Below are 24,912 nucleotides of genomic sequence, written 5' to 3' on the forward strand. Positions count from 1 at the left end.
GCATTCGCTTTGCCGCTTCAGTTGTGGAGTGCCCGGATGAACATCCAGCCCGAGAGCGTCGTCGACGACACCACCGGCAGCTCGGGCGGTGTCGCCGGGTTCCGTACCCGGTTGGCCGGGTTGCCCCCGGTGGAGCAGCACCGCCTGGTGCTCGAGCTGGTGTGCGTCGCGACCACCCAGGTCATCTCGCAGGTCCAGCCCGATGCGCCGGCCGAGGTGGACCCGGTGCTGCCCTTCCAGGACCTCGGGTTCGACTCGCTCGCCGCGGTCGAGCTGCACGAGCGGCTGACCGCCGCCACCGGCCTGGCGCTGCCGGTGACCCTGGCGTTCGACCACCCGACCCCGCAGGCCGTCGCCGATCTCGTGGTGCGGCAGCTGGTCGGCGCGCCCGTCGACGCCCGGCCGGTACGCCCCCGACGCGACGGCGCGGACGAACCGATCGCGATCGTCGGCATCGGCTGCCGCTACCCCGGCGGGGTGTTCTCCGCTGCCGACCTGTGGCAGCTTGTCGCCGACGGCCGGCACGTGATCGGGGAGTTCCCGACCGACCGGGGCTGGGACCTGGCCGGACTGTTCGACCCGGACCCCGACCGGCCGGGTACCAGCTACGTGCGCCACGGCGCCTTCCTCGACACCGCCGCCGAGTTCGACGCCGACTTCTTCGGCATCGGCCCGCGCGAGGCGTCGGCGATGGATCCGCAGCAGCGGCTGGTGCTGGAGACGTCGTGGATCGCGCTGGAACATGCCGGGATCGACCCCATGTCACTGCGCGGCAGCCGGACCGGGGTGTTCGTCGGCGCCGAGCCGCAGGAGTACGGACCACGACTGTACGAGGCCCCGGCCGGGCTGGACGGCTACCTGCTCGCCGGCAACGCGCCGAGCGTGGTCGCCGGGCGGGTGGCGTACACCCTGGGGTTGCACGGCCCCACCCTGACCGTGGACACCGCCTGCTCAGGGTCCCTGGTCGCGCTGCACCTGGCCAGCCAGGCCCTGCGCACCGGCGAGGCGTCGCTGGCGCTGGCCGGCGGGGTCGCGGTGATGGGCAGCCCCGGCACCTTCACCGCGTTCAGCCGCCAACGCGGCCTGGCCCCCGACGGCCGCTGCAAACCGTTCGCCGACGCCGCCGACGGCACCGGGTTCGCCGAGGGCGTCGGGATCCTCGTCCTGGAACGGCTCGGTGAGGCGCGCCGCCGTGGACACCGGGTTCTCGCCGTGCTGCGCGGCTCGGCGGTCAACTCCGACGGGGCGAGCAACGGGCTGACCGCCCCCAGCGGGCCCGCGCAGCAACAGGTGATCGCGGCGGCGCTGGCCGACGCCGGACTCGTCCCGGGTGACGTCAACGCCGTCGAGGCGCACGGCACCGGCACCAGGCTCGGCGACCCGATCGAGGCCCAGGCGCTGCTCGCGGCGTACGGTCAGGAGCGGGACGAACCACTGTGGATCGGTTCGCTCAAGTCCAACATCGGCCACACCCAGGCGGCGGCCGGGGTGGCGGGCGTGATCAAGATGATCATGGCCCTGCGGCACTCGCTGCTGCCCGCGACCCTGCACGTCGACCGCCCTACGCCGCGGGTGGACTGGACCGCCGGCGCGGTCGCGCTGCTGACCGACGCCCGCCCCTGGCCGGCACTGCCCCGTCCGCGCCGCGCCGGGATCTCCTCGTTCGGTGTGAGCGGCACCAACGCCCACGTCATCGTCGAAGAGGCCGACGCCGAGACCGCCGAGGCCGGTGAGGCCGGCGAGACCGGCGAGACCGGTGAGGCCGGCGAGACCGGTGAGGCCGGCGAGACCGGTGAGGCCGGCGAGACCGCCGGGGCGGGCGAACCGGCGGGCCAGGAAGCGCCCACGGTGCTGCCCCTGGTGCTATCGGCCCGCAGCGCGCCGGCGTTGCGGGCGCAGGCCGGTCAGCTGCTGCCGTTGCTGCGGGCCGGGACATCGCTGCCCGACACCGCGTACGCGCTGGCCACCACCCGCGCCGCGCTGGAACACCGGGCCGTGGTGCTCGCCGCCGACGCGCCCGAGGCGGTACGGGGCCTGGAAGCGTTGGCCACCGGCGAGACGACCGGCTCCGGAGTCTATGTCGGACGGACGATCGGCGGCCGGGTCGCGTACCTGTTCACCGGTCAGGGTGCCCAGCGCCTCGCCGCCGGGCAGGCCCTCGCCCGGCGGTTCCCCGCGTTCGCGCGGGCCTTCGCCGACGCGGCCGACCAGGTCGACGTCCACCTGGACCGACCGCTGCGCTCCATCCTGACCGGCGACGACCGGGCCCTCCTCGACCAGACCCGGTACGCCCAGGCCGCGATCTTCGTCACCGAGGTGGCGTTGTACCGGCTGCTGGAGTCGTGGGGGCTCCGCCCCGACTACGTACTGGGCCACTCGGTCGGCGAGCTGGCCGCCGCCCACGTCGCCGGGGTGCTCACCCTGGCCGACGCGGCGCTGCTGGTGACCGCCCGGGGCGAGCTCATGCAGGCGTTGCCCGTCGGCGGAGCGATGGTCGCCATCGAGGCGGCACCCGACGAACTGCCCGAGCGGCTGCCCGCCGACGTGAGCGTCGCGGCCGTCAACGGTCCGCGCTCGCTGGTCATCTCCGGCGACGAACGGACGGTCACCCAGGTTGCCGAAACCTTCGCCGCACAGGGCCGCCGGATCCACCCGCTGCGGGTGTCACACGCCTTCCACTCCGCCCGGATGGACCCGATGCTCGCGCCGTACCGCCAGTTCGCCCAGGTGGTCGACTTCGCGCCGGCCCGGATCCCGATGGTGTCGACGGTGACCGGCGCGCTGATCGGCGACGACGAACTGGCCGACCCCGAGTACTGGGTACGGCAGGTGCGTCAGAGCGTCCAGTTCGCCGATGGCATGGCCGCGCTGGCCGCCGCCGGGGTGCGCACCTTCGTCGAACTCGGCCCGGACGCGGTGCTCAGCGCGCTCGGCCCGGCCTGCCTGCCCGACGGCCGCGACGACGTCTCCCTCGTCGCCACCCTGCGGCCGGGCCGCGACGAGGTCCGAGACCTGGTCGGGGTGCTCGCCCACCTGCACCAGCGCGGTGCGTCGGTGGAGTGGCCGGCCGTGTTCGGTGGGCAGGTGAACCACCGGGTCGAGCTGCCCACGTATCCGTTCCAGCGTCGCCGGCACTGGCTCACGCCACCCGGCCCGCGCCGTGACGCGGCCGCACTCGGCCAGGCCGACGCCGAACATCCGCTGCTCGGCGCGGCGGTCCGGCTCGCCGACAGCGACCGTACGCTGCTCACCGGCCGGATCTCGGCGCAGACCCATCCCTGGTTGGCCGACCACGTCGTCGCCGGTGCGACCCTGCTGCCCGCCACCGCCTTCGTCGAACTCGCCGGACACGCCGGCGCGCTGCTGGGCAGCCCGACGGTGGCCGAACTGACCCTGCACGCGCCGCTGGTCCTGGCCGACGGGGCGGCAACCGCACTGCAGATCATGGTCGGTCCCGACCAGGGTGACGGCCGGCGTAGCGTCACGATCCACTCCTGCGGCGAAGCCGTGACCAGCGGCAGCCGCTGGCTGCAGCACGTCAGTGGCACCCTGGCGGCGGCCGCGCCGGACGCACCCACCGAAGCCGACTGGGCGGTGACGTGGCCACCGCCCGGTGCCGAACCGGTCGACCTGTCCGACTGGTACGAGCGGCTCGCCGCCCAGGGCTACCAGTACGGCGACAGCTTCCGTGGGCTGCGGGCCGCCTGGCACGCGGCAGGCGAGGCGTTCCTGCACGTCGAGCTTCCCGAGCCGGTCCACGCCGAGGGCTACCGGCTGCATCCGGCCCTGCTCGACGCGGTGCTGCAGGCCACCGAGCTGGCGACCGAGCCGCCTACCAGATCGCCCAACGAACCGGCGACCGAGCCGCAGGCGGCCCAGCCGGGCGGTGCCGGGCAGATCCGGTTGCCGTTCGCCTGGCGCCACGTGTCCGCCCTGACCACCGGCGCGCGCGCCCTGCGGGTGCGGGTCACCTCGGCCGGCGAGCACGGCGTGTCGATCGAGGCCGTCGACGCCACCGGCGCGCCCGTGGCGAACGTCGGGTCCTTCGTCACCCGTCCCGCCGACCCCGCCCGGCTGGCCGTACCGACCGGCGGCGGCCAGCTCTACCGGGTGAACTGGATTCCGGTCGGCCCGGCGCAGCGGCCGCTCTCGTACGTGGTGCTCGACCAGGTCCGGCAACTGCCCGACGTGCTGCCGCAGGTCGTGGTGCTGCCGGTGCGCGCCGCCGGCATCGGAGCCGAGGCGGTCCGCACCGCCTGCGACGAGACGCTGGCGGTGATCCGGTCGTGGCTGGCCGACCCCCGTACGGCCGGATGCCGGCTGGCCATCGTGACCGCCGGCGGAAACAGCCTCGACGGTGATCCCACCGGCACCGTCGACCCTGCCCACGGTGGCGTGCACGGCCTGGTCCGTGCGGCCCAGGCCGAACACCCCGGCAGGTTCCTGCTGCTCGACGTCGTCGCCACCGACGCCAGCGGCCTGGCCGCCGCGCTCGCCGCCGCCGTCGCCGCGGACGAACCTCAGGTCGCGGTTCGCGCCGGCGCGGTGCTGGCGCCCCGGCTGGCCCTCGCTCCACCGGCGGAACCACTCCCGTCCGTTCCGACCGTCGGAGCCGCCCCCGCTGACGGCGCCGTCCGCAACGGTCGGTCGGGCCGGCTCGATCCGGCCGGCACGGTGCTGATCACCGGTGGCACCGGCGGTGTCGGGGCCGTCCTCGCCGAGCATCTGGTCCGTGCGCACGGGGTACGGCACCTGCTGCTGGTCAGCCGGAGCGGCCCACAGGCCGCCGGAGCCGGGGACCTGACCGCCAGGCTGGCCGAGTTGGGCGCCAGCGCGCACGTCGCCGCCTGCGACGTGTCCGACCGGTCCGCCCTCGCCGCGCTGCTCGACGGCATCGCCCCCGAGCACCCACTGACCGCGGTGGTGCACGCCGCCGGCGTGCTCGACGACGGGCTCGTCGACACCCTCACCGGGCAGCGGATGGAGGCCGTCGCCGCCGCGAAGGCGTACGCCGGCTGGCATCTGCACGAGCTGACCCGGGAGCTGCCGCTGGCCTGGTTCGTGCTCTGCTCGTCGGCCGCCGGTCACCTTGACGGTGCCGGCCAGGCGAACTACGCGGCCGCGAACGCCGCGCTGGACGCCCTCGCCGCCTACCGTCGTGACGCCGGCCTGCCCGCGCTCAGTCTGGCGTGGGGGCTGTGGGCACAGGCCGGTGGCATGGGGGACCGGCTGGACGACGCCGCCCGGCGACGTATCGAACGGTCCGGTCTGCCCGGCATGTCCATCCAGGACAATCTAGAGCTGTTCGACGCGGCGTTGCGCGTACCGGCGGCGACGCTGCTGCCGCTGCGGCTCGACCCGGCCGCGCTGCGGGCCAGGCCGGACGGTGTGCCGCCGCTGCTGCGTCAGATCGTCCCGGTGGTCCTCCCAGGCGGGAACCGGTCGACAGCCGCGACCGGCGCCGTGGCGTCCGGCACCGCGACGCCGGACGGGCGTCCGGCACCGAACGGAGTCGCGGCCGACTGGGCACGGCTCGCCCCGGCCGAGCGGCAGCGCGCCGTACTCACCCTGGTCCGACGCCTCGCGGCCGCCGTCCTCGGGCACAGCGGTGCCGAGGCCGTCGAGCCCGACCGGCCGTTCAGCGAGGTCGGGTTCGACTCGCTGGCCGCCGTGGAGCTGCGCAACCTGCTCACCACCGAGACCGGGTTCACCCTGCCGGCCACGCTCGTCTTCGACTACCCGACCCCTCAGGCGCTGGCCGTCTACCTGGTCGACAAGGCGGTGCCGGTCGCCGACGCGCCGGCAGCCGCGCCGGACACCGTCACCGCCGCCACCGACGAGCCGATCGCGATCGTCGCGATGGCGTGCCGGTATCCGGGCGACGTGGCGTCACCGGAGCAGCTGTGGCGCCTGGTCGCCGACGGGGTGGACGCGGTCAGCGAGTTCCCCACCGACCGGGGGTGGCAGCTCGAGCAGATCTACCACCCTGAGCCGGGGCAACCTGGCCGCAGCTACGTCAACCAGGGCGGATTCCTGCACGACGCGGCCATGTTCGATCCGGAGTTCTTCGGGATCAGTCCGCGGGAGGCAGCCGCGATGGATCCGCAGCAGCGCCTGCTGCTGGAGATCACCTGGGAGGCGGTCGAACGCGCCGGGATCAACCCGCACTCGTTGCGCGGATCCCGTACCGGGGTGTTCGCCGGCGTCATGTACCACGACTGGGGCACCCGGCTCGGGCAGGTCTCCGAGGAGATCGCGGGCTACCTGGGCAACGGCAGCCTGGCGAGCGTGGTGTCCGGCCGGATCGCGTACACCTTCGGCTTCGAAGGGCCCGCCGTCACCGTCGACACCGCCTGCTCCTCGTCGCTGGTCGCGCTGCACTGGGCGGCGCGGGCGCTACGGCAGGGGGAGTGTACGTTGGCCCTGGCCGGCGGGGTGACCGTCATGTCCACACCCGACACATTCATCGACTTCAGTCGTCAGCGCGGGCTGGCCGGCGACGGCCGCTGCAAGTCGTTCGCCGCGGCGGCGGACGGCACCGGCTGGGGCGAGGGCGCCGGTGTGCTGCTGCTGGAGCGGTTGTCGGACGCCCAGCGCAACAACCATCCGGTGCTGGCGGTCATCCGAGGTTCGGCGGTCAACTCCGACGGCGCCAGCAACGGACTGACCGCGCCGAACGGCCCGTCCCAGGAACGGGTGATCCACGACGCGCTGACCAGTGCCGGGCTGAGCCTGGTGGACGTCGACGCCGTCGAGGCACACGGCACCGGCACCACCCTGGGCGACCCGATCGAGGCGCAGGCGCTGATCAAAACCTATGGGCAGCACCGGCGCGACGACCGGCCGCTGTGGCTCGGCTCGATCAAGTCGAACCTCGGCCACACCCAGGCGGCCGCCGGCGTCGCCGGGGTGATCAAGATGGTCCAGGCGATGCGGCACGCCGAACTGCCGCGGACCCTGCACGTGGACCAGCCGTCGGCACAGGTCGACTGGTCGGCGGGCGAGGTGCGACTGCTGGCGCGGGCGCGCCCGTGGCCGGCACCGGACGGCCTGCGGCGGGCGGCGGTGTCGTCGTTCGGTATCAGCGGCACGAACGCCCACGTGATCCTCGAGCAGGCGCCGGCGCCGGTGCCGGCACCCGCGTCGGCCGACCCGGGACCAGCTCACGCCGGGGTGGTGCCGCTGGTGCTGTCCGCGCGTGACTCCGCCGCGCTGCGGGAGCTCGCGCGGCGGCTGGTGCCCGTGGTGGAGTCCGGTGTGCCACTGACCGACGTGGCTCGGGCGCTGGCCGGTACGCGGGCGGTGTTCCCGCACCGGGCCGTGGTACTGGCCGAGAACCCGGCGGACGCCACCGCCGGACTACGGGCGGTCGCCACTGGCGGAACCGCCGCACAGGTGGTCGTGGGTTCGGTGACCGGTGCCGGCGAGGTCGGCTTCGTGTTCCCCGGCCAGGGTTCGCAGCGGCCGCGGATGGGCCGTGGGCTGTACCACCGGTTCGATGTGTTCGCGGCGGCGTTCGACGAGGCGTGCGCGGTCTTCGACGAGCTGGGGCTGCCGTTGCGTGACGCACTGCTCGGCGAGACGGACGACTGGCTGGACCAGACCGCGTACGTACAGCCGGCGCTGTTCGCGGTGGAGGTGGCGCTGAGCCGGCTGCTGCGTTCGTGGGCGGTGCACCCGGACGTGGTGCTGGGCCACTCGGTGGGCGAACTGGCGGCGGCGGTGGTCTCCGGCGCGCTGTCGCTCACCGACGGCTGCCGGGTGGCGGCGCACCGGGGCCGGTTGATGCAGCGGCTACCCGAGGGCGGAGCGATGGCGGCGGTGGGCACCGCCGAGGACGTGGTGCGACCGTTGCTGGACGACGGCGTGTGGCTGGCGGCGGTCAACGGGCCATCGGCGGTGGTGCTGTCCGGGTCACGCCCGGCGGTGGAGTCGGCCGTGGAGCGACTGCCGGCGGGGACCCCGGTCTCCTGGCTGCGGGTGTCCCACGCCTTCCACTCCGGACTGATGGAACCGGTTCTGGCTGACTTCCGGCAGGTCGTGGCGCAGGTGGCAAGCCGACCGCTGACGGTGTCGGCGGTGTCGTCGGTCTCCGGCGTCGCGGTCGACGACCAGTGGGGCGAGCCGGACTACTGGGTCGACCAGATCCGGCGGCCGGTACGGTTCGGCGACGCGGTGACCAGCGCGGTCGACACCGGCGTCGCGACGTTCGTGGAGGTCGGACCCGGTGCGGCGCTGTCCGGTCTGGTCGCCACGATCGCCGCCGGCGCCGAGGTGGTGCCGGTGCTGCGTACCGGGGCCGACGAGGTGGAGTCGGTGCTGTCCGGCGTCGCCCGGCTGTGGGTACGCGGTGCCACGGTCGATTGGGACGCGGTGCTGCCGCCCGGGGCTGACACCGGCAGCGGCCGTGGACCTGTCGACCTGCCCACCTATCCGTTCCAGCGCAAGCGTTACTGGTTGACGGCCAGCACCGACCCGACCGGCGTGGGCCAGACCCCGGTGCGGCACCCGATGCTCGCGGCGGTGCTGCCGCTGGCCGGCGCGGGTGTCGTACTGACCGGGCAGCTGGACCCGGCCATGCAGCCGTGGCTCGCCGACCATCAGGTACTCGACACCGTGCTGCTGCCCGGCACGGCGTTCGTCGAACTCGCGCTGCGCGCCGGGGCGCAGGTGGACCATCCGGTCCTCGGTGAGCTGACCCTGCAGGCACCGCTGCCGCTGAACGGAGCCGACGGTGCGGTCGTCCAGATCGTCGTCGACCGCCCCGGGTCCGACGGGTGCTCGATATCCATCCACTCGCGCCCCGCCAACGCTGCCGCTGACGCCACCTGGACCCGGCACGCGACCGGGACCATGCGGCCCGCGACGACCGCAACCGGCGGCGGTGCCACCGGTGCCGCGCTGACCGAGTGGCCGCCCGCCGGGGCCACCGCGATCGACGTGACCGCGGCCTACGATCAGCTCGCCGACCGCGGCTACGACTACGGGCCGGCCTTCCAGGGACTGCAGGCCGCGTGGCGGCGCGGCGACGAGATCTTCGCCGAGGTCACCCTCCCCGCCGACACCGCCAGCACCGGTTACGGACTGCACCCGGCGCTGCTGGACGCCGCGATGCACGCCGACCTGCTCGCGGGTGGACCGACCCTGCTGCCGTTCGTCTGGAACGACGTCGTGCTGCACCGGTCCGGCGCGTCCGAACTGCGGGTACGCATCACCCGCCTGCGCGGCGACGAGCTGTCCTCGATCGACGTCGCGGACGTCACCGGCCAGCCGGTGGCGAGCATCGGCACCCTGGTTTCTCGACCCGTCGCGCCGGCCCAGCTGGCCGCACCGGCCGGTCAGCAGCTGCACACCGTCGAGTGGACAACGGTGTCCGGCGGGGATCCGGTCCCCGACGACGGATGGCACACGATCGGCGTGCCGTACGGCACCGAACCGGCCTGGCCTGATCCGGCAGCCCTGCTGGCGGCGGTCGACGACGGAACCCCGGCACCCCGGATGCTGGTGCTGCGCGTACCCGACCGGGACGGGGCGGGCCTGATGCCGCAGGCGGCCCGGGCAGCGGTCGGGACGACGCTGGCCGTCGCGCAGGCGTTCGTCGCCGACCACCGGTTCGACGCGACCCGGTTGACCGTCGTGACCGACAGGGCGGTGCGGCTGCCCACCGACGCCGACCCGGCGCTGACCCACGCCGGGGTGTGGGGGCTGGTCCGGGCGGCGGCGCAGGAGCAGCCGGGCCGGTTCCAGCTGATCGACCTGGACAGTGGGGACGCGACGGCCGTCGCTGGACTGCGGGCGGGGCTCGCCGGCGACGAGCCGGAGCTGGCGGTACGGGACGGGCGCTGTTTCGTGCCCCGGTTGAGCCGCTACCCGGCTGGTGCCGCCGCCACGGCGACCTGGGATCCCGATGGCACGGTGCTGGTCACTGGTGGTACGGGTGGTCTGGGTGGTCTGGTGGCGCGGCATCTGGTGCGGGTGCACGGGGTGCGGCATCTGGTGCTGGTGGGTCGGCGTGGGTCGGGTGCGCCGGGTGTGGGGGAGTTGTGTGCTGAGTTGTCGGGGTTGGGGGCGCGGGTCAGGGTTGTCGGGTGTGATGTGGCGGACCGGGGTGCGGTGGCGGGTGTGTTGGCGGGGATCGATGTTGATCATCCGTTGACGGCGGTGGTGCACGCCGCCGGTGTCGCTGACGCCGGCACGCTGACCACCTTGACCCCGGACGCGGTGTCCGCCGTGTTCGGCCCCAAGGTGGACGCCGCCTGGCACCTGCACGAGCTGACCCGGGAGCTGCCGCTGGCCGCGTTCGTGCTGTTCTCTTCCGCTGGCGGGCTGGTGCTGGCCGCCGGTCAGGGCACCTACGCGGCGGCCAACACGGTCCTCGACCAGCTGGCGGAGTACCGGGCGGCGCACGGGCTGCCGGCGACGGCGATGGCCTGGGGGATGTGGAACGAAGCCACCGGGATGGGCGCGCCGGACCAAGCCGCCCTGCACCGGATGTCCCGGCTCGGGATGCCCGCGCTGGACCGCGGTGACGCGCTGGCGCTGTTCGACGCCGCGCTGGCCGCCGGCGTGCCGGCGATCGTTCCGCTCCAGGTGGACCGGGCGGCGCTGCGCGCCAGGTCCGAGGTGCCGGCGCTGCTGCGTAACCTGGCCGGGCGATCCGTTCACGACGGTGACCGACCGTCGGCCCGCCGTGGCGTTTCCCGACTCGCCGAGCTACCCGCCGAGCAACGCGAGCAGGCGTTGCTCGACCGGGTCCGGGTGGAGGTCGCCGGAGTGCTCGGGTACGACGGCCCGGACGCCGTCGCGCCCGGCCGGGCGTTCCGCGATCTGGGGTTCGACTCGCTCGCCGCGGTCGAGCTGCGTAACCAGCTCGCCACGGCGACCGGGCTGACCCTGCCGGCCACCCTGGTGTTCGACCACCCCACTCCCGCCGCCGTGGCGCGGTTGCTGGCGGACAGGCTCACACCCGTCGACCAGCCGCCGACGGACCCGTCGACCGCCGACGGCGCACCGGCCGACACGACCACGGCGTCGCCGGTCGCCGGCGCCCCGACCACCGTCGAGGATCCGATCGTGATCGTGGGGATGGCCTGCCGCTACCCCGGCGGGGTGAACTCGCCGGCCGACCTGTGGCGGCTGGTCGTCGACGAGGTCGACGCGATCGCGCCGCTGCCCACCGACCGGGGCTGGGACGTCGACGGCGTCTACCACCCGGAACCGGGCACACCGGGCCGCAGCTACGTGCGGGAAGGTGGCTTCCTGGACGACGCGGCCGGCTTCGATCCGGACTTCTTCGGCATCGGCCGTCGTGAGGCGATCGCCATGGATCCGCAGCAGCGCCTGCTGCTGGAGACCGCCTGGGAGGCCGTCGAACGCGCCGGGATCGACCCCCGTGCCCTACGGGGCAGCGCGACCGGCGTCTTCGCCGGCGTGATGTACGACGACTACGGCACCCGGTTGCACAACCCACCCGAGGACGTCGTGCCGTACCTGACCAACGGCAGCTCCGCCAGTGTGCTGTCCGGTCGGGTGGCGTACCACCTGGGTCTGGAGGGACCGGCGGTGTCGGTGGACACGGCGTGTTCGTCGTCGTTGGTGGCGTTGCATCTGGCGGTCAACGCGTTGCGTTCGGGTGAGTGCGAGCTGGCCCTGGCCGGCGGGGTGACGGTGATGTCCACCCCGGAGGTCTTCGTCGACTTCAGCCAGCAGCGTGGGTTGGCGCCGGATGGGCGGTGCAAGTCGTTCTCGGATGACGCGGACGGGACGGCGTGGTCGGAGGGGGTGGGTGTGTTGGTGGTGGAGCGGTTGTCGGATGCGCGGCGTCGTGGTCATGGGGTGTTGGCGGTGGTGCGGGGTAGTGCGGTGGGTTCGGATGGTGCGTCGAACGGGTTGACGGCGCCGTCGGGTCCGGCGCAGGAGCGGGTGATTCGGCGGGCGTTGGCGGTGGCGGGTGTGTCGGCGGGGGGTGTGGATGTGGTGGAGGCGCATGGTACGGGGACGCGGTTGGGGGATCCGATCGAGGCGCAGGCGTTGCTGGCGACGTATGGGCGGGGTCGGGACGCGGATCGTCCGTTGTGGTTGGGGTCGTTGAAGTCGAACATCGGTCATGCGCAGGCGGCGGCGGGTGTGGGTGGTGTGATCAAGATGGTGATGGCGTTGCGGGCGGGGGTGTTGCCGCGGTCGTTGCATGTGTCGGAGCCGTCGTCGCATGTGGACTGGTCGGCGGGTGGGGTGCGGCTGTTGACCATGGCGCGGCCGTGGCCGGGTACCGACGGACCGCGTCGGGCGGGGGTGTCGTCGTTCGGGTTGAGTGGGACGAACGCGCATGTGATCGTGGAGGAGGCGCCGGGGGATGTGGCTGTGGGTTGGGGGGTGGAGCCGCCGACGCACCACTTCGACCACCAGCGGCTGTGGCTGGAGGACGGCCCCGGCAAGAGCGACTTCGGTGCGGCCGGACTGGAACCGCTGAACCATCCGCTGCTGTCGGCCGTGGTGGCGATGCCGGACACCGGCGGGCTGACGCTGACCGGACGGATCTCCGTTGCCGGCCAGCCCTGGCTGGCCGACCATCGGGTGCTCGGCAGGGTACTGCTGCCCGGCACCGCCTTCGTCGAACTCGCCACCCGGGCCGGCGACCAGGTCGGCTGCGCGTACCTGGAGGAACTGACCCAACTGGCGCCGCTGGTGGTGCCCGACGGCGCGGCCCTGGCCCTGCGGGTCGTGCTCGGCGCGGCCGACGACACCGGTCGCCGGCCGGTGTCGGTGTACTCCCGGCCGCAGCGGCCCGACGCGTCCGACGGGTGGACCAGGCACGCCACCGGGACCCTCGCCCCGGACGCCCCGCCCACCGTGACCGCACCCGACCAGTGGCCGCCGACCGGTGCCCGGCCGGTCGATCTGGACACCGTGTACGACGACTTCGCCTCCCTGGGGTACGGGTTCGGGCCCACGTTCCGGGGACTGCGCGCACTGTGGCGGCGCGACGCCGAGGTCTTCGCCGAGGTCGTGCTGCCCGACAGCGCGGACGCCGGGGCGTTCGGGCTGCATCCGGCGCTGCTGGACGCCGCCGTGCAGGCCGCGGACTTCCTGGTCGAGGGCGGACCCCGGGCGATCACCCAGACCCGGGTGCCGTTCGCCTGGACCGGCGTCGCGGTGCACGCCGCCGGAGCGGGCGCGGTGCGGGTGCACGCCCGCGCCCTGCAGCCGGACGGCGTTGTGGCGCTGGACGTCACCGACCTCGCCGGCCAGCCGGTGGCGGCGGTGGGGGCGCTGACCCCCCGGCCGTTGACGCCGGAGCAACTCACCGACGGCGACGAGCCACTGTACGACCTGGTGTGGCGGGGTTGTGAGCCGCCGGCAACCGGTGGTGGTCGGCGGGTGGTGCTCGGTGCCGACCAGCCTGACCTGGATGCCCTCGCTGCGGTGATCGACGCCGGTGAGCCGGCACCGGATCTTGTCGTGCTGACCTGCCGGGCGGGCGACGACGGCGCCGTACCGCAGCGGGTCCGTGAGGTGACCCACCGGACACTCGCCACGGTCCAGCGGTGGCTGGCCGACGAGCGTTTCGCCGGGGCCAGGCTGGTGGTACTCACCCAGGGCGCCGTCGAACCGGTCACCGACCTGGCCCAGGCGCCGGTGTGGGGCCTGGTCCGGGCCGCACAGGCGGAGAATCCGGACCGGTTCGTCCTGGTCGACAGTGACTCCGGCGAGCTGCCGGCCCTGCCGTCCGACGAACCCGAGTTGCTGGTACGCAACGGCGAACTGCGGGTACCGAGGCTGGCACGGGCCGAGGTGGGTGACGCGACCGCGGCCTGGCCGAGGCACGGCACGGTCCTGGTCACCGGTGGCACCGGAGCCCTGGGAGCGCTGGTCGCACGTCACCTGGTCACCCGGCACGGCGTGCGCCGCCTGCTGCTGACCAGCCGCCGTGGCCGGCAGGCGCCCGCGGCGAACCGCCTTGTCACGACCCTCACCGAGCTCGGCGCAGAGGTGTCGGTGGTGGCCTGCGACGTCGCCGACCGCGATGCGCTGGCCGACCTGCTCGCCCAGATCCCGGCCGCGCACCCGTTGACGGCCGTGGTGCACACCGCCGGTGTGCTCGACGACGGGGTCGTCACCGGCCTCACCCCGCAGCGGATCGACGCTGTTCTCCGTCCCAAGGTCGATGCCGCGTGGCACCTGCACGAGCTCACCGCCGACCGGGACCTGTCGGCGTTCGTGTTGTTCTCCTCGGCCTCGGGCGTGCTGGACGGCGGCGGCCAGGGCAGCTACGCGGCAGCCAACGTGTTCCTCGACGCGCTCGCCCGGCTGCGTCGGTCCCATGCACTGCCCGCAGTTTCGGTCGCCTGGGGACTGTGGGCGGACGATTCCGAACTGGCCTCCAGCGCGATGACCAGCCAGCTGGCCGCCGGCGACATCGAGCGGCTGCGTCGACTCGGCGTCACCGCGATCGCCCCGGCCGACGGGCTCGCGCTGCTGGACCGCGCGGTCGCCGCTGCCCGGCCGGTGGCGGTCGCCGTGCAGTTGGACACCGCCGCCGTACGGGCCCGTGCCGCTGACGTACCGGCGGTGCTGCGTGATCTGGCCGGCCCGGCCGCCCGCCCGGTCCCGGCTGCCGCAGCCGACGTACCTCTGCGGCAGCGGCTGGCGGCGATGGGCGCCGCCGACCGGGAGCGGAGCATGCTCGACCTGGTCCGGTCCCACGTCGTCGCCGTTCTCGGCCGATCCGACCCGCGCACCGTCGACCCGGACAAGGGGTTCCTCGACCTGGGACTGGACTCGTTGGCCGCGCTCGAACTGCGTAACCGGCTCGCGACGGCCACCGGCCAGCGGCTGCCGGCGACGTTGGTGTTCGACCAGCCGACCGCGAACCTGCTCGCGGCGTACCTGCGCACTGAACTTCTCGGCGCCGAGCCCGAGCCCGCCGACGGTCCGGACCCGGACGAGGAACGGTTGCGGGCGGCCCTGGCGGCGGTCCCGCTGGCCGCGATCCGTCAGGCGGGGATCCTCGACACGCTGCTCGCGCTCGCCGGCACCGCAGCCGCGCCGGGCACCGCCGGTCCGGCCGGCAACGGCAACGGTTCGCTCCGCGACGGCGGCGTACCGCACGACACCGGCCGCGACGCGGCCGAGCGGTCCGCGATCGACGCCGAATCGATCCGGGCCATGAACGTGGACGACCTGGTACGCGCCGCGCTCGGTCGGGGCGATGCCGGCAACTCGGAGGGCTGAGGCACCGTGGAAGCATCTGTCGCAGAAATCGTCGAGGCCCTCCGGAAGTCCATGCTGGACAACGACCGGTTGCGTCGGGAGAACGAGGCGATCACGGCCGCCGCCGCCGAGCCGGTGGCCATCGTCGGTATGGGCTGCCGCTACCCGGGTGGCGTCGGCTCGCCCGCACAGCTGTGGGATCTGGTCGCCGCCGGGCGGGACGCGATCGGCCCGTTCCCCACCGACCGGGGCTGGGACGTCGAATCGCTCTACCACCCCGAACCCGGCAAGCCGGGGCGTAGCTACACCCGCTCGGGTGGCTTCCTGTACGACGCCGCCGGCTTCGACGCCGACTTCTTCGGCATCAGCCCCCGCGAGGCCACCGCCATGGACCCCCAGCAGCGGCAGTTGCTCGAAGTGTCCTGGGAAGCCCTGGAGAACGCCGGCATCGACCCCCGCTCGCTGCGGGGCGGCCGCACCGGTGTCTTCGCCGGCGTGATGTACCACGACTACGGCGCCGGTGGCAGCGACGGGAGCCTCATCAGCGGCCGGATCGCGTACACGCTGGGGTTGGAAGGGCCGGCCGTCACCGTCGACACGGCCTGCTCGTCCTCGCTGGTCGCGCTGCACTGGGCGATCCAGTCGGTACGCCGGGGCGAGTGCCCGCTCGCCCTGGTGGGCGGGGTCACGGTGATGGCGACGCCGGAGACGTTCATCGAGTTCAGCCGGCAGCGCGGACTGGCGGCCGACGGCCGGTGCAAGTCGTTCTCCGACGACGCCGACGGCACCGGATGGGCCGAAGGTGCCGGGGTGCTGGTCGTCGAGCGGCTCTCTGCGGCCCGCCGCAACGGCCACCGGATCCTCGCGGTGGTGCGGGGCAGTGCGGTCAACTCGGACGGGGCCAGCAGCGCGTTGACCGCGCCGAACGGGAGCGCCCAGCAACGCGTCATCCACCAGGCCCTGGACAGCGCCGGTCTGCGCCCCGACGACGTCGACGTGGTCGAGGCGCACGGCACCGGCACCACCCTCGGCGACCCGATCGAAGCCCACGCGCTGCTCAGCACGTACGGCCGCGGCCGACGACGGCCGCTGTGGCTCGGCTCGTTGAAGTCGAACATCGGCCACACGCAGGCCGCCGCCGGGGTCGGCGGCGTCATCAAGATGGTCGAGTCGATGCGCCACCGGACGCTTCCCCGTACCCTGCACGCCGACCGCCCCAGCCGGCAGGTGGACTGGTCGGCCGGGCCCGTCCAACTGCTCACCGAGGCGCAGGACTGGCCTGCCGGCGAACGGCCGCGCCGCGCTGCGGTCTCCTCCTTCGGTATCAGCGGCACCAACGCCCACGTGGTGATCGAGGAAGGCGACCCGGATCCGGCGCCGGCCGCGGACCGCCCGGCCGAAGGACCGGTCGCGGTGCCGCTGTCGGCCCGGTCGGCGCAGGCGGTACGGGAACAGGCGGCACGGCTGCTCGACCGGCTCGACGCCGTGCCGCAGGAGTCACCGGCCGCTGTCGCCACCACCCTGGCCGCCGCGCGTACCGTGATGGATTACCGGGCGGCGCTCGTCGTCACCAGCCGTGCCGACCTCGTCGACGGCCTGCGCCAGCTGGCCGACGGCCGCGGCGGCCCCGGTGTCTGGCAGGGCGAGAACACCGCAGGCGGCACCGCGTTGCTGTTCACCGGACAGGGCTCGCAGCGCCTCGGCGCCGGCCGCGAGCTGTACCAGCGGTACGCGCCGTTCGCCGTCGCCCTGGACGAGATCTGCCAACTGCTCGACCCCCAACTCGACCGGCCGTTGCGCTCCGTCATGTGGGCCGAGCCGGGCAGCGCCGAGGCGGCCCTGCTCGACCAGACGGCGTACACCCAGGCCGCGGTCTTCGCCATCGAGGTGAGCCTCTACCGGCTGCTCGCCGCCTGGGGCGTACGGGCGGACTTCGTCTGCGGACACTCCATCGGTGAGATCGCCGCCGCGCAGGTGGCCGGCGTACTGACGCTGCCGGACGCGTGCCGCCTGGTGGCGGCCCGGGGGCGGCTGATGCAGGCGCTGCCCCCTGGCGGGGCGATGGTCGCCGTGTCCGCCGCCGCCGGGCAGGTGGAGCCGCTGCTGGTCGACGGCGCGTCGCTGGCCGCCGTCAACGGGCCGGCGTCGGTGGTGGTCTCCGGGCAGGAGTCCGCCGTCCTGGCGACGGTGGCCCAATGCGAGAAGCTCGGACACCGGACGATCCGGCTGTCGGTGTCGCATGCGTTCCACTCGCCGTTGATGGAGCCGATGCTGCCCGCGTTCGCGCGCACCGCCGCCGCACTCGACTACGCCGAGCCGGACATCGCCCTGGTCTCCACAGCGACCGGCGCGTTGGCCGACGGCTCGGTGTTGGGCAACGCCGAGTACTGGGTACGCCAGGTGCGCGGCACGGTGCGTTTCCGTGACGCCGTCGGGGCACTGGTCGAGGTCGGTGCCACCACTTTCGTCGAGATCGGGCCCGACGCGGTGCTGGCGCCGCTGGCGATGCGCTGTGTCGAGCCGACCGGGCGGACGTTCGCCGCCACGATGCGCCGCGCCCGGCCGGAGCCCGAGGAACTGCTCGGCGCGCTCGCCCGGTCCTACGTCAACGGATGCCCGGTGGACTGGTCGGCGGTGCTCGGCGCGGACCGGCGCCCTGGGGTGCCGCTGCCCACCTACCCGTTCCAGCATCAGCGTTTCTGGCTGCCACCCCGCGACACCACGCCGACCGACGTCGAGTCAATCGGGATGACCCCGCTGGCGCACCCGCTGCTGTCGGTCGTGGTACCCGCGCCGGACGCCGACAGTGTCGTCCTGTCCGGACGGCTCTCGCCGACGCGGCAACCCTGGCTGGCCGACCACGAGGTGCTCGGCACCGTCCTGGTGCCCGGCAGCGCGTACGTCGAACTCGCCCGACGGGCCGGCGAGCACGTGGGTTGCGATCTGTTGCGGGAGCTCGCGCTGCAGACACCGCTGGTGTTGCCGGCCGGCAGCGGCGCGGCGCTGCAGGTGCTGGTGGGGGCGGCGGACCACGCCGGGATCCGGTCGGTGCAGATCTTCTCCCGGCTCGACGACACCGGTGCCTGGACCCGCCATGCCGTCGGCTCGCTCGCCCCGGCGGCCGCCGGGATCCCGAACGGCGTCGGGACGTCCGCATCGGATTCGTCTGCATCGGATCTGACTACGACGGATCGGTCCACGTCGGACCTAGTCACGTCGAACCCGTCCAGGTCGGACCTGGCCGGCGTGACCCGGGCCACCGAGCACGGCCAGCCGGAGTGGCCGCCGCCGGGTGCGACCGCGCTGCCGGCGGCCGAGGCGTACGACCGGCTCGCCCGCCGGGGCTACCGGTACGGCCCGGCGTTCCGCGGTCTCACCGCCGCCTGGAGACGCGGCGACGAGCTCTTCGCCGAGGTGTCCCTGCCGGAACCGGCCGCCGGATACGGCCTGCATCCCGCGCTGCTGGACGCCGCGTTGCACGTCGGGCTGCTCGTCGACGACGACCAGGACGTGGCGCTGCTGCCGTTCACCTGGTCGGACTTCAAGCTCGCCGCGGTCGGCGTCCGGGCGGTCCGGGTCCGGCTGACCAGGGTTCGCGGTGACGTCGAGACGAGACTCGTCGTCACTGACACCGACGACCGCCCGGTCGCGTCGGTGCGGTCCATCATCGCCCGGCCGGTGTCCCGTGACCAGTTGGCGGCGACACACCCGGCAGTGGGGGACGCGCTGTTCACGATCGGCTGGCGGCCGGCCGCGGCCGGTCACCGTGACGAGCCGCTGCCCGGGCGGGTGGACGCGATCGGCGACGATCTCGACCTGGGCGGCCACGTGCACCCCGACCTGGACGGTCTGCTGGCGGCCGTCGCCGCTGACGACGTCGACATCGCCGGCGCAGACGCTGCCGACGGCTTCCCGGGTGCGGCGGCACCGATGATCGTGTGCGTGCGCGTCGAGACGCTCACCGCGACGTCGGGCGGCACGCTGCTGCCACGGCTCCGGTCCAACGTCACCGGGTTGCTCACCGTACTGCGTCGGTGGTTGACCGAACCCCGGCTGGCCGCGACCCGCCTGGTGGTGCTGACCACCGCGGCGGTGCCCACCACCGCCGGAGACGGGGTCGGTGATCTGGCTGTCGCCCCGCTGTACGGGCTGTTGCGCGCCGCACAGGCCGAGCACCCCGGCGCGATTCAACTGATTGACGTGGACGGACATGTCGACGGCGCGACGCTGCGTCGGGCCATCGCCACCGATGAGCCGGAGCTGGCCGTACGCGGCAACCGGATTCTGTCCCCCCGACTGGTTCCCACGCCCCCGGCCGCGCCACCGGGCTTCGCCAGCGACGGCACGGTGCTGGTCACTGGTGGTACGGGTGGTCTGGGTGGTCTGGTGGCGCGGCATCTGGTGCGGGTGCACGGGGTGCGGCATCTGGTGCTGGTGGGTCGGCGTGGGTCGGGTGCGCCGGGTGTGGGGGAGTTGTGTGCTGAGTTGTCGGGGTTGGGGGCGCGGGTCAGGGTTGTCGGGTGTGATGTGGCGGACCGGGGTGCGGTGGCGGGTGTGTTGGCGGGGATCGATGTTGACCATCCGTTGACGGCGGTGGTGCACGCCGCCGGTGTCGCCGACGCCGGCACGCTGGAGACCCTCACCGGTCGACAGATGGAGTCCATGCTCGCGGCGAAGGTCGACGGGGCCTGGCACCTGCACGAGCTGACCCGGGAGCTGCCGCTGGCCGCGTTCGTGCTGTTCTCGTCGGCGGCCGGTACGCTGCTCGCCGCCGGCCAGGGCGGCTACGCCACGGCGAACGTCTTCCTGGACGCGCTCGCCGCGCACCGCCGGGCCGAGAACCTACCGGCGGTCAGCCTCGCCTGGGGGCTGTGGGACACCGCCACCGGCATGGGCGCCGCGCTCACCGAGGCCGACCGCCGCCGGATGACCCGGCTCGGGCTGCCGGCGCTGCCGGTCGACGACGGGCTGGCGTTGGCCGACGCATCCTTCGCCGCCGACGCCGCGCTGGTGCTGCCGGTGCGGATCGACCAGCGCGCGCTGGCCGCCCGTACCGATCAGGTGCCGGCGCTGCTGCGGGATCTGGCCGCCACCGGTACCGGCGCGGGCCTCGAGCAGCGCTCATCGGCAGGGCCGTTCACCGACGTCAGCGGTGCCGACCGCGACCGGCGGCTGCTCGACCTGGTACGCCGCCACGTCGCCACGGTGTTGGGACACGCCGGACCGGAGCAGGTCGCCCCCCGGCGGGCGTTCGCCGAACTCGGCTTCGACTCGCTGAGCGCGCTGGAACTGCGTAACCAGCTCGAAGGCGCCACCGGGGTCAGGTTGCCGGCGACCCTGGTGTTCGACCATCCGAACAGCCAGTCGGTGGCCGACTTCCTCGGCACCGAACTCGACCGCCACGCCGGCGTCAGCCCGGCCGCCCTGACCGGACCCGCCGGTACGGCCACCGCGGCCCCGGCCGACGCACCGGAGGACGACCCGATCGCGATCGTGGGGATGGCGTGCCGGTTCCCCGGTGGGGTGGTCTCGCCGGAGGGGTTGTGGGATCTGGTGGTGGGTGAGGGGGATGCGACTGGTGAGTTTCCGGTGGACCGGGGGTGGGACACGGAGGCGTTGTTCGATCCTCGGCCGGGTCGGGTGGGGCGGTCGTATGTGCGTCGTGGTGGGTTCCTGTATGACGCGGCGGGGTTCGATGCGGGGTTCTTCGGGGTGGGTCCGCGTGAGGCGCGGGAGATGGATCCGCAGCAGCGGTTGTTTCTTGAGGTGTCGTGGGAGGCGTTGCGGCGGGCGGGGGTGGAGCCGGCGTCGTTGGCGGGTAGTCGTACCGGTGTCTACGCCGGGGTGATGTACCACGACTACGGCCCGACCGGCAGCGCCGGCAGCGTGGTCTCCGGTCGGGTGGCGTACCACCTGGGTCTGGAGGGGCCGGCGGTGTCGGTGGACACGGCGTGTTCGTCGTCGTTGGTGGCGTTGCATCTGGCGGTCGACGCGTTGCGTTCGGGTGAGTGCGAGCTGGCCCTGGCCGGTGGGGTCGCTGTCATGGGGACGCCCAGCATGTTCGTCGAGTTCAGCGAGCAGCGTGGGTTGGCGCCGGATGGGCGGTGCAAGTCGTTCTCGGATGACGCGGACGGGACGGCGTGGTCGGAGGGGGTGGGTGTGTTGGTGGTGGAGCGGTTGTCGGATGCGCGGCGTCGTGGTCATGGGGTGTTGGCGGTGGTGCGGGGTAGTGCGGTGGGTTCGGATGGTGCGTCGAACGGGTTGACGGCGCCGTCGGGTCCGGCGCAGGAGCGGGTGATTCGGCGGGCGTTGGCGGTGGCGGGTGTGTCGGCGGGGGGTGTGGATGTGGTGGAGGCGCATGGTACGGGGACGCGGTTGGGGGATCCGATCGAGGCGCAGGCGTTGTTGGCGACGTATGGGCGGGGTCGGGACGCGGATCGTCCGTTGTGGTTGGGGTCGTTGAAGTCGAACATCGGTCATGCGCAGGCGGCGGCGGGTGTGGGTGGTGTGATCAAGATGGTGATGGCGTTGCGGGCGGGGGTGTTGCCGCGGTCGTTGCATGTGTCGGAGCCGTCGTCGCATGTGGACTGGTCGGCGGGTGGGGTGCGGCTGTTGACCATGGCGCGGCCGTGGCCGGGTACCGACGGACCGCGTCGGGCGGGGGTGTCGTCGTTCGGGTTGAGTGGGACGAACGCGCATGTGATCGTGGAGGAGGCGCCGGGGGATGTGGCTGTGGGTTGGGGGGTGGAGCCGCCGACGCACCACTTCGACCACCAGCGCTACTGGATCAGCAGCCGGAGCTGGGCGAGCGACCCCGCCGCGATCGGCCTCGACGCGATCGGCCACCCGGTGCTCGGCGCCGGACTGAGCACCCCGGAGCCGGGCGTGAAGCACTTTACCGGCAGGCTGGCCCTGGCCAGCCAGCCCTGGCTGGCCGACCACCGGGTGGACGGGCAGGTGCTCTTTCCCGGCGCGGGCTTCATCGATCTGGCCCTGTCCGCCGCGGCCGAGATCGGCTGCGCGCGGATCGACGAGCTCACCGTGCACGCGCCACTGACCCTCGGCGAGGGCGGCGTGGACGTCCAGGTAGTCGTCACCGCAGCCGACCCGGCCGGGGTACGGCAACTGAGCATCCACTCCCGGGACCGCAACGAAGCGCGCGACGCCGTCTGGCGCCAGCACGCGTCGGGCAGTATCCGGCCCACCGGTCCGTCGGACAGCCCGCCGCCGGGGCCACGGCTGGACGAATGGCCGCCACCCGACGCCGTACCGCTGCCGATCGACGCCCTGTACGGGCGGCTCGCCGAGCGCGGCCTCGGATACGGCCCGTCGTTCCAGGCGGTACGGGCGGCATGGCGCCGGGGCACCGAGGTCTTCGTCGAGGTGTCCGTGGCCGACGCGGCCATGGACCGGTTCACCCTGAACCCGGCCGTGCTCGACGCGACCACCCACGTCCTGCTCGACGGTGACGGGCCGGTGGAGGTGCCGTTCAGCTGGCGGGGGGTCACCCTGCGGCACGCCGGTGTCGAGACGGTACGGGCGCGCATCGCCCCCGTCGGTGAACGCGATCTGTCGCTGACGCTCGCCGACGTGGCGGGAGAGCCCGTCGCCCAGATCGAGACGATCGTGGCCCGGGCGCTGCCGTCGACCAGCGAGCCGGCCGGGGCCGTCCACGAACTGCGGTGGCAGGCCGGGCCCCGGTCGGCGCCGGACGCCGCACCGTACCTCGAATGGGACGCCCGCCCACCCGGACAGCTCGATCCGGTGCCGGTCGTGCTGCGGTGCGCGTCCGCCGACGAACTGCCGGCGGATGATCCGGTCGCCGCGACCCACCAGAGCGTGACACGGATCCACGACGCGTTGTGTGACTGGCTAGCCGACGAACGGTACGCGGCAGCCAAGTTGGCCATCGTCACGCGCGGCGCGGTGAGCGTACGGGCAGGTGGTGGGGCTGTCGCGGGTGGGCCGGACGATCCTGACGTCGACCTCGCCGCCGCTGCGGTGTGGGGTCTGGTCCGCGCGGCGCAGGCGGAGAACCCCGACCGGTTTCTCCTGGTCGACCAGGACGGGCGGGCCGAGTCCGCACAGGTGCTCCCCGCCGCCCTGGCCAGCGGGGAGACCGAGCTGGCGATCCGGGGCGGGGAGCTGCTGGTGCCCCGGCTGACGGTGGCACCGGTGCCACCGTCGCCCGCGCGGCGCGCCCTGCCGCCGGACGGGACGGTGCTGATCACCGGCGGCACCGGTGGTCTCGGCGCGGTCGTGGCCCGCCACCTCGTCGCCACGTACGGCGCACGGCGTCTGCTGCTGGTCAGCCGTCGGGGAGGTCAGGCGCCGGGCGCCGCCGAGCTGGTGGCCGAACTGACCGGCATGGGGGCCGAGGTCGCGGTCGTGGCCTGCGACGTCGCCAATCGCGACGCGGTCGGCGAGCTGCTGGCCGGTGTGCCGGCCGCGTACCCGCTGACCGCGGTCGTGCACGCGGCCGGCCTGCTCGACGACGGGGTGCTGACGGCGCTGACCCCGCAGCGGATCTCCGCCGTCCTGCGGGCCAAGGTGGACGCCGCCTGGCATCTGCACGAGCTCACCGCCGACTCCGAACTGTCCGCGTTCGTGCTCTTCTCGTCGGTCGCCAGTGTCGGCGGCGCGGCCGGGCAGGCCAACTACGCGGCGGCCAACGCGTTTCTCGACGGGCTCGCCCAGCATCGGCACGCACGCGGGCTGACGGCACAGTCGCTGCTGTGGGGTCGGTGGGCGACCGGAGACGACATGGCAGCTCGACTGTCCACGGTCGATGGCGGTCGGCTCTCCCGGTCCGGACTGCTGCCGCTGTCGGCCGAGGAAGGGCTCGCGCTGCTGGACACCGCGCTCGCCAGTGACGCCGACGTGCTCGTGCCGGCCAAGTTCGACGTCGCGGCGCTGCGTGCCGAAGGCTGGGCGACGGCACCGGTGTTCCTCGGCCTGACCGGCCCGGTCACGCCGGTGCCGGCCGGACCGCTCGCCGCCTCGACGACGTCACCTGCGGGTGCCTCGCCCACGGGCGCGGGTGTCCCGGCCGGTGCGGGTACCGCACCGGTGGCTACCGACGGTGCCGATCGGCTCGCGGACCTGCCGGCGACAGAGCGCCGCGCCGTGCTGCTCGAGCTGGTGCGGGCACATGCGTCGGCGGTGCTCGGCCATGATCGAGCCGACGCGGTCTCCGCCGAGCAGGGGTTCCTCGACATCGGATTCGATTCGTTGACCGCGCTGGAGCTGCGCAACCGACTGACCGGTGCAACCGGGCGGAAGCTGCCGGCCACGCTGATCTTCGACTATCCGAGTGTCGCCGCCGTCGCGGACCATCTGACCGCCGAGTTCGGCGCCGACGAGTCCCGCCGGATCGGCGAGCACTTGGCGACCCTCGAAGCGACCCTGGAAGCGGCGCTCGCCGGGGTCGGTCCCGGCGACGAGCAGCGCCTGGCGTTGGCGGCACGCCTGCAGGCGTTGGCGGGACGGCTGGCTCCACCTCCAGACAGGACGGGGTCGACCGCCGACGAGTTGGGTTCGTCGAGCGCCGAGGAGTTGTTCGAGCTGTTGGACGGGGAACTCGGCCGGTCCCGCTGAGGTCTTCGTCGGTGGGTCGCTGGCCGGTGACGCGCCCTACGAGTGAGATCCTTGGCTGGTTCGACCGGCCGCAGGTGGTGCCCCGTCGCGGTGGGTCGCGGGTTC

General features: G+C 73.8%; 1 protein-coding gene and 1 pseudogene. Both read left to right on the forward strand.

Annotation, left to right across the window (positions count from 1 at the left end):
* Positions 1–36: 36 nt before the first annotated feature.
* On the forward strand, positions 37–15,231 hold the full coding sequence (locus tag O7610_RS30180; RefSeq protein WP_289212386.1) for a type I polyketide synthase: 15,195 nt from the start codon (positions 37–39) through the stop codon (positions 15,229–15,231).
* A gap of 6 nt (positions 15,232–15,237) precedes the next feature.
* Positions 15,238–24,537, forward strand: a pseudogene (locus O7610_RS30185) (SDR family NAD(P)-dependent oxidoreductase); the annotation flags it as partial.
* Positions 24,538–24,912 lie beyond the last annotated feature (375 nt).

The organism is Solwaraspora sp. WMMA2065 (genome assembly GCF_030345075.1).
Classification (GTDB): domain Bacteria; phylum Actinomycetota; class Actinomycetes; order Mycobacteriales; family Micromonosporaceae; genus Micromonospora_E.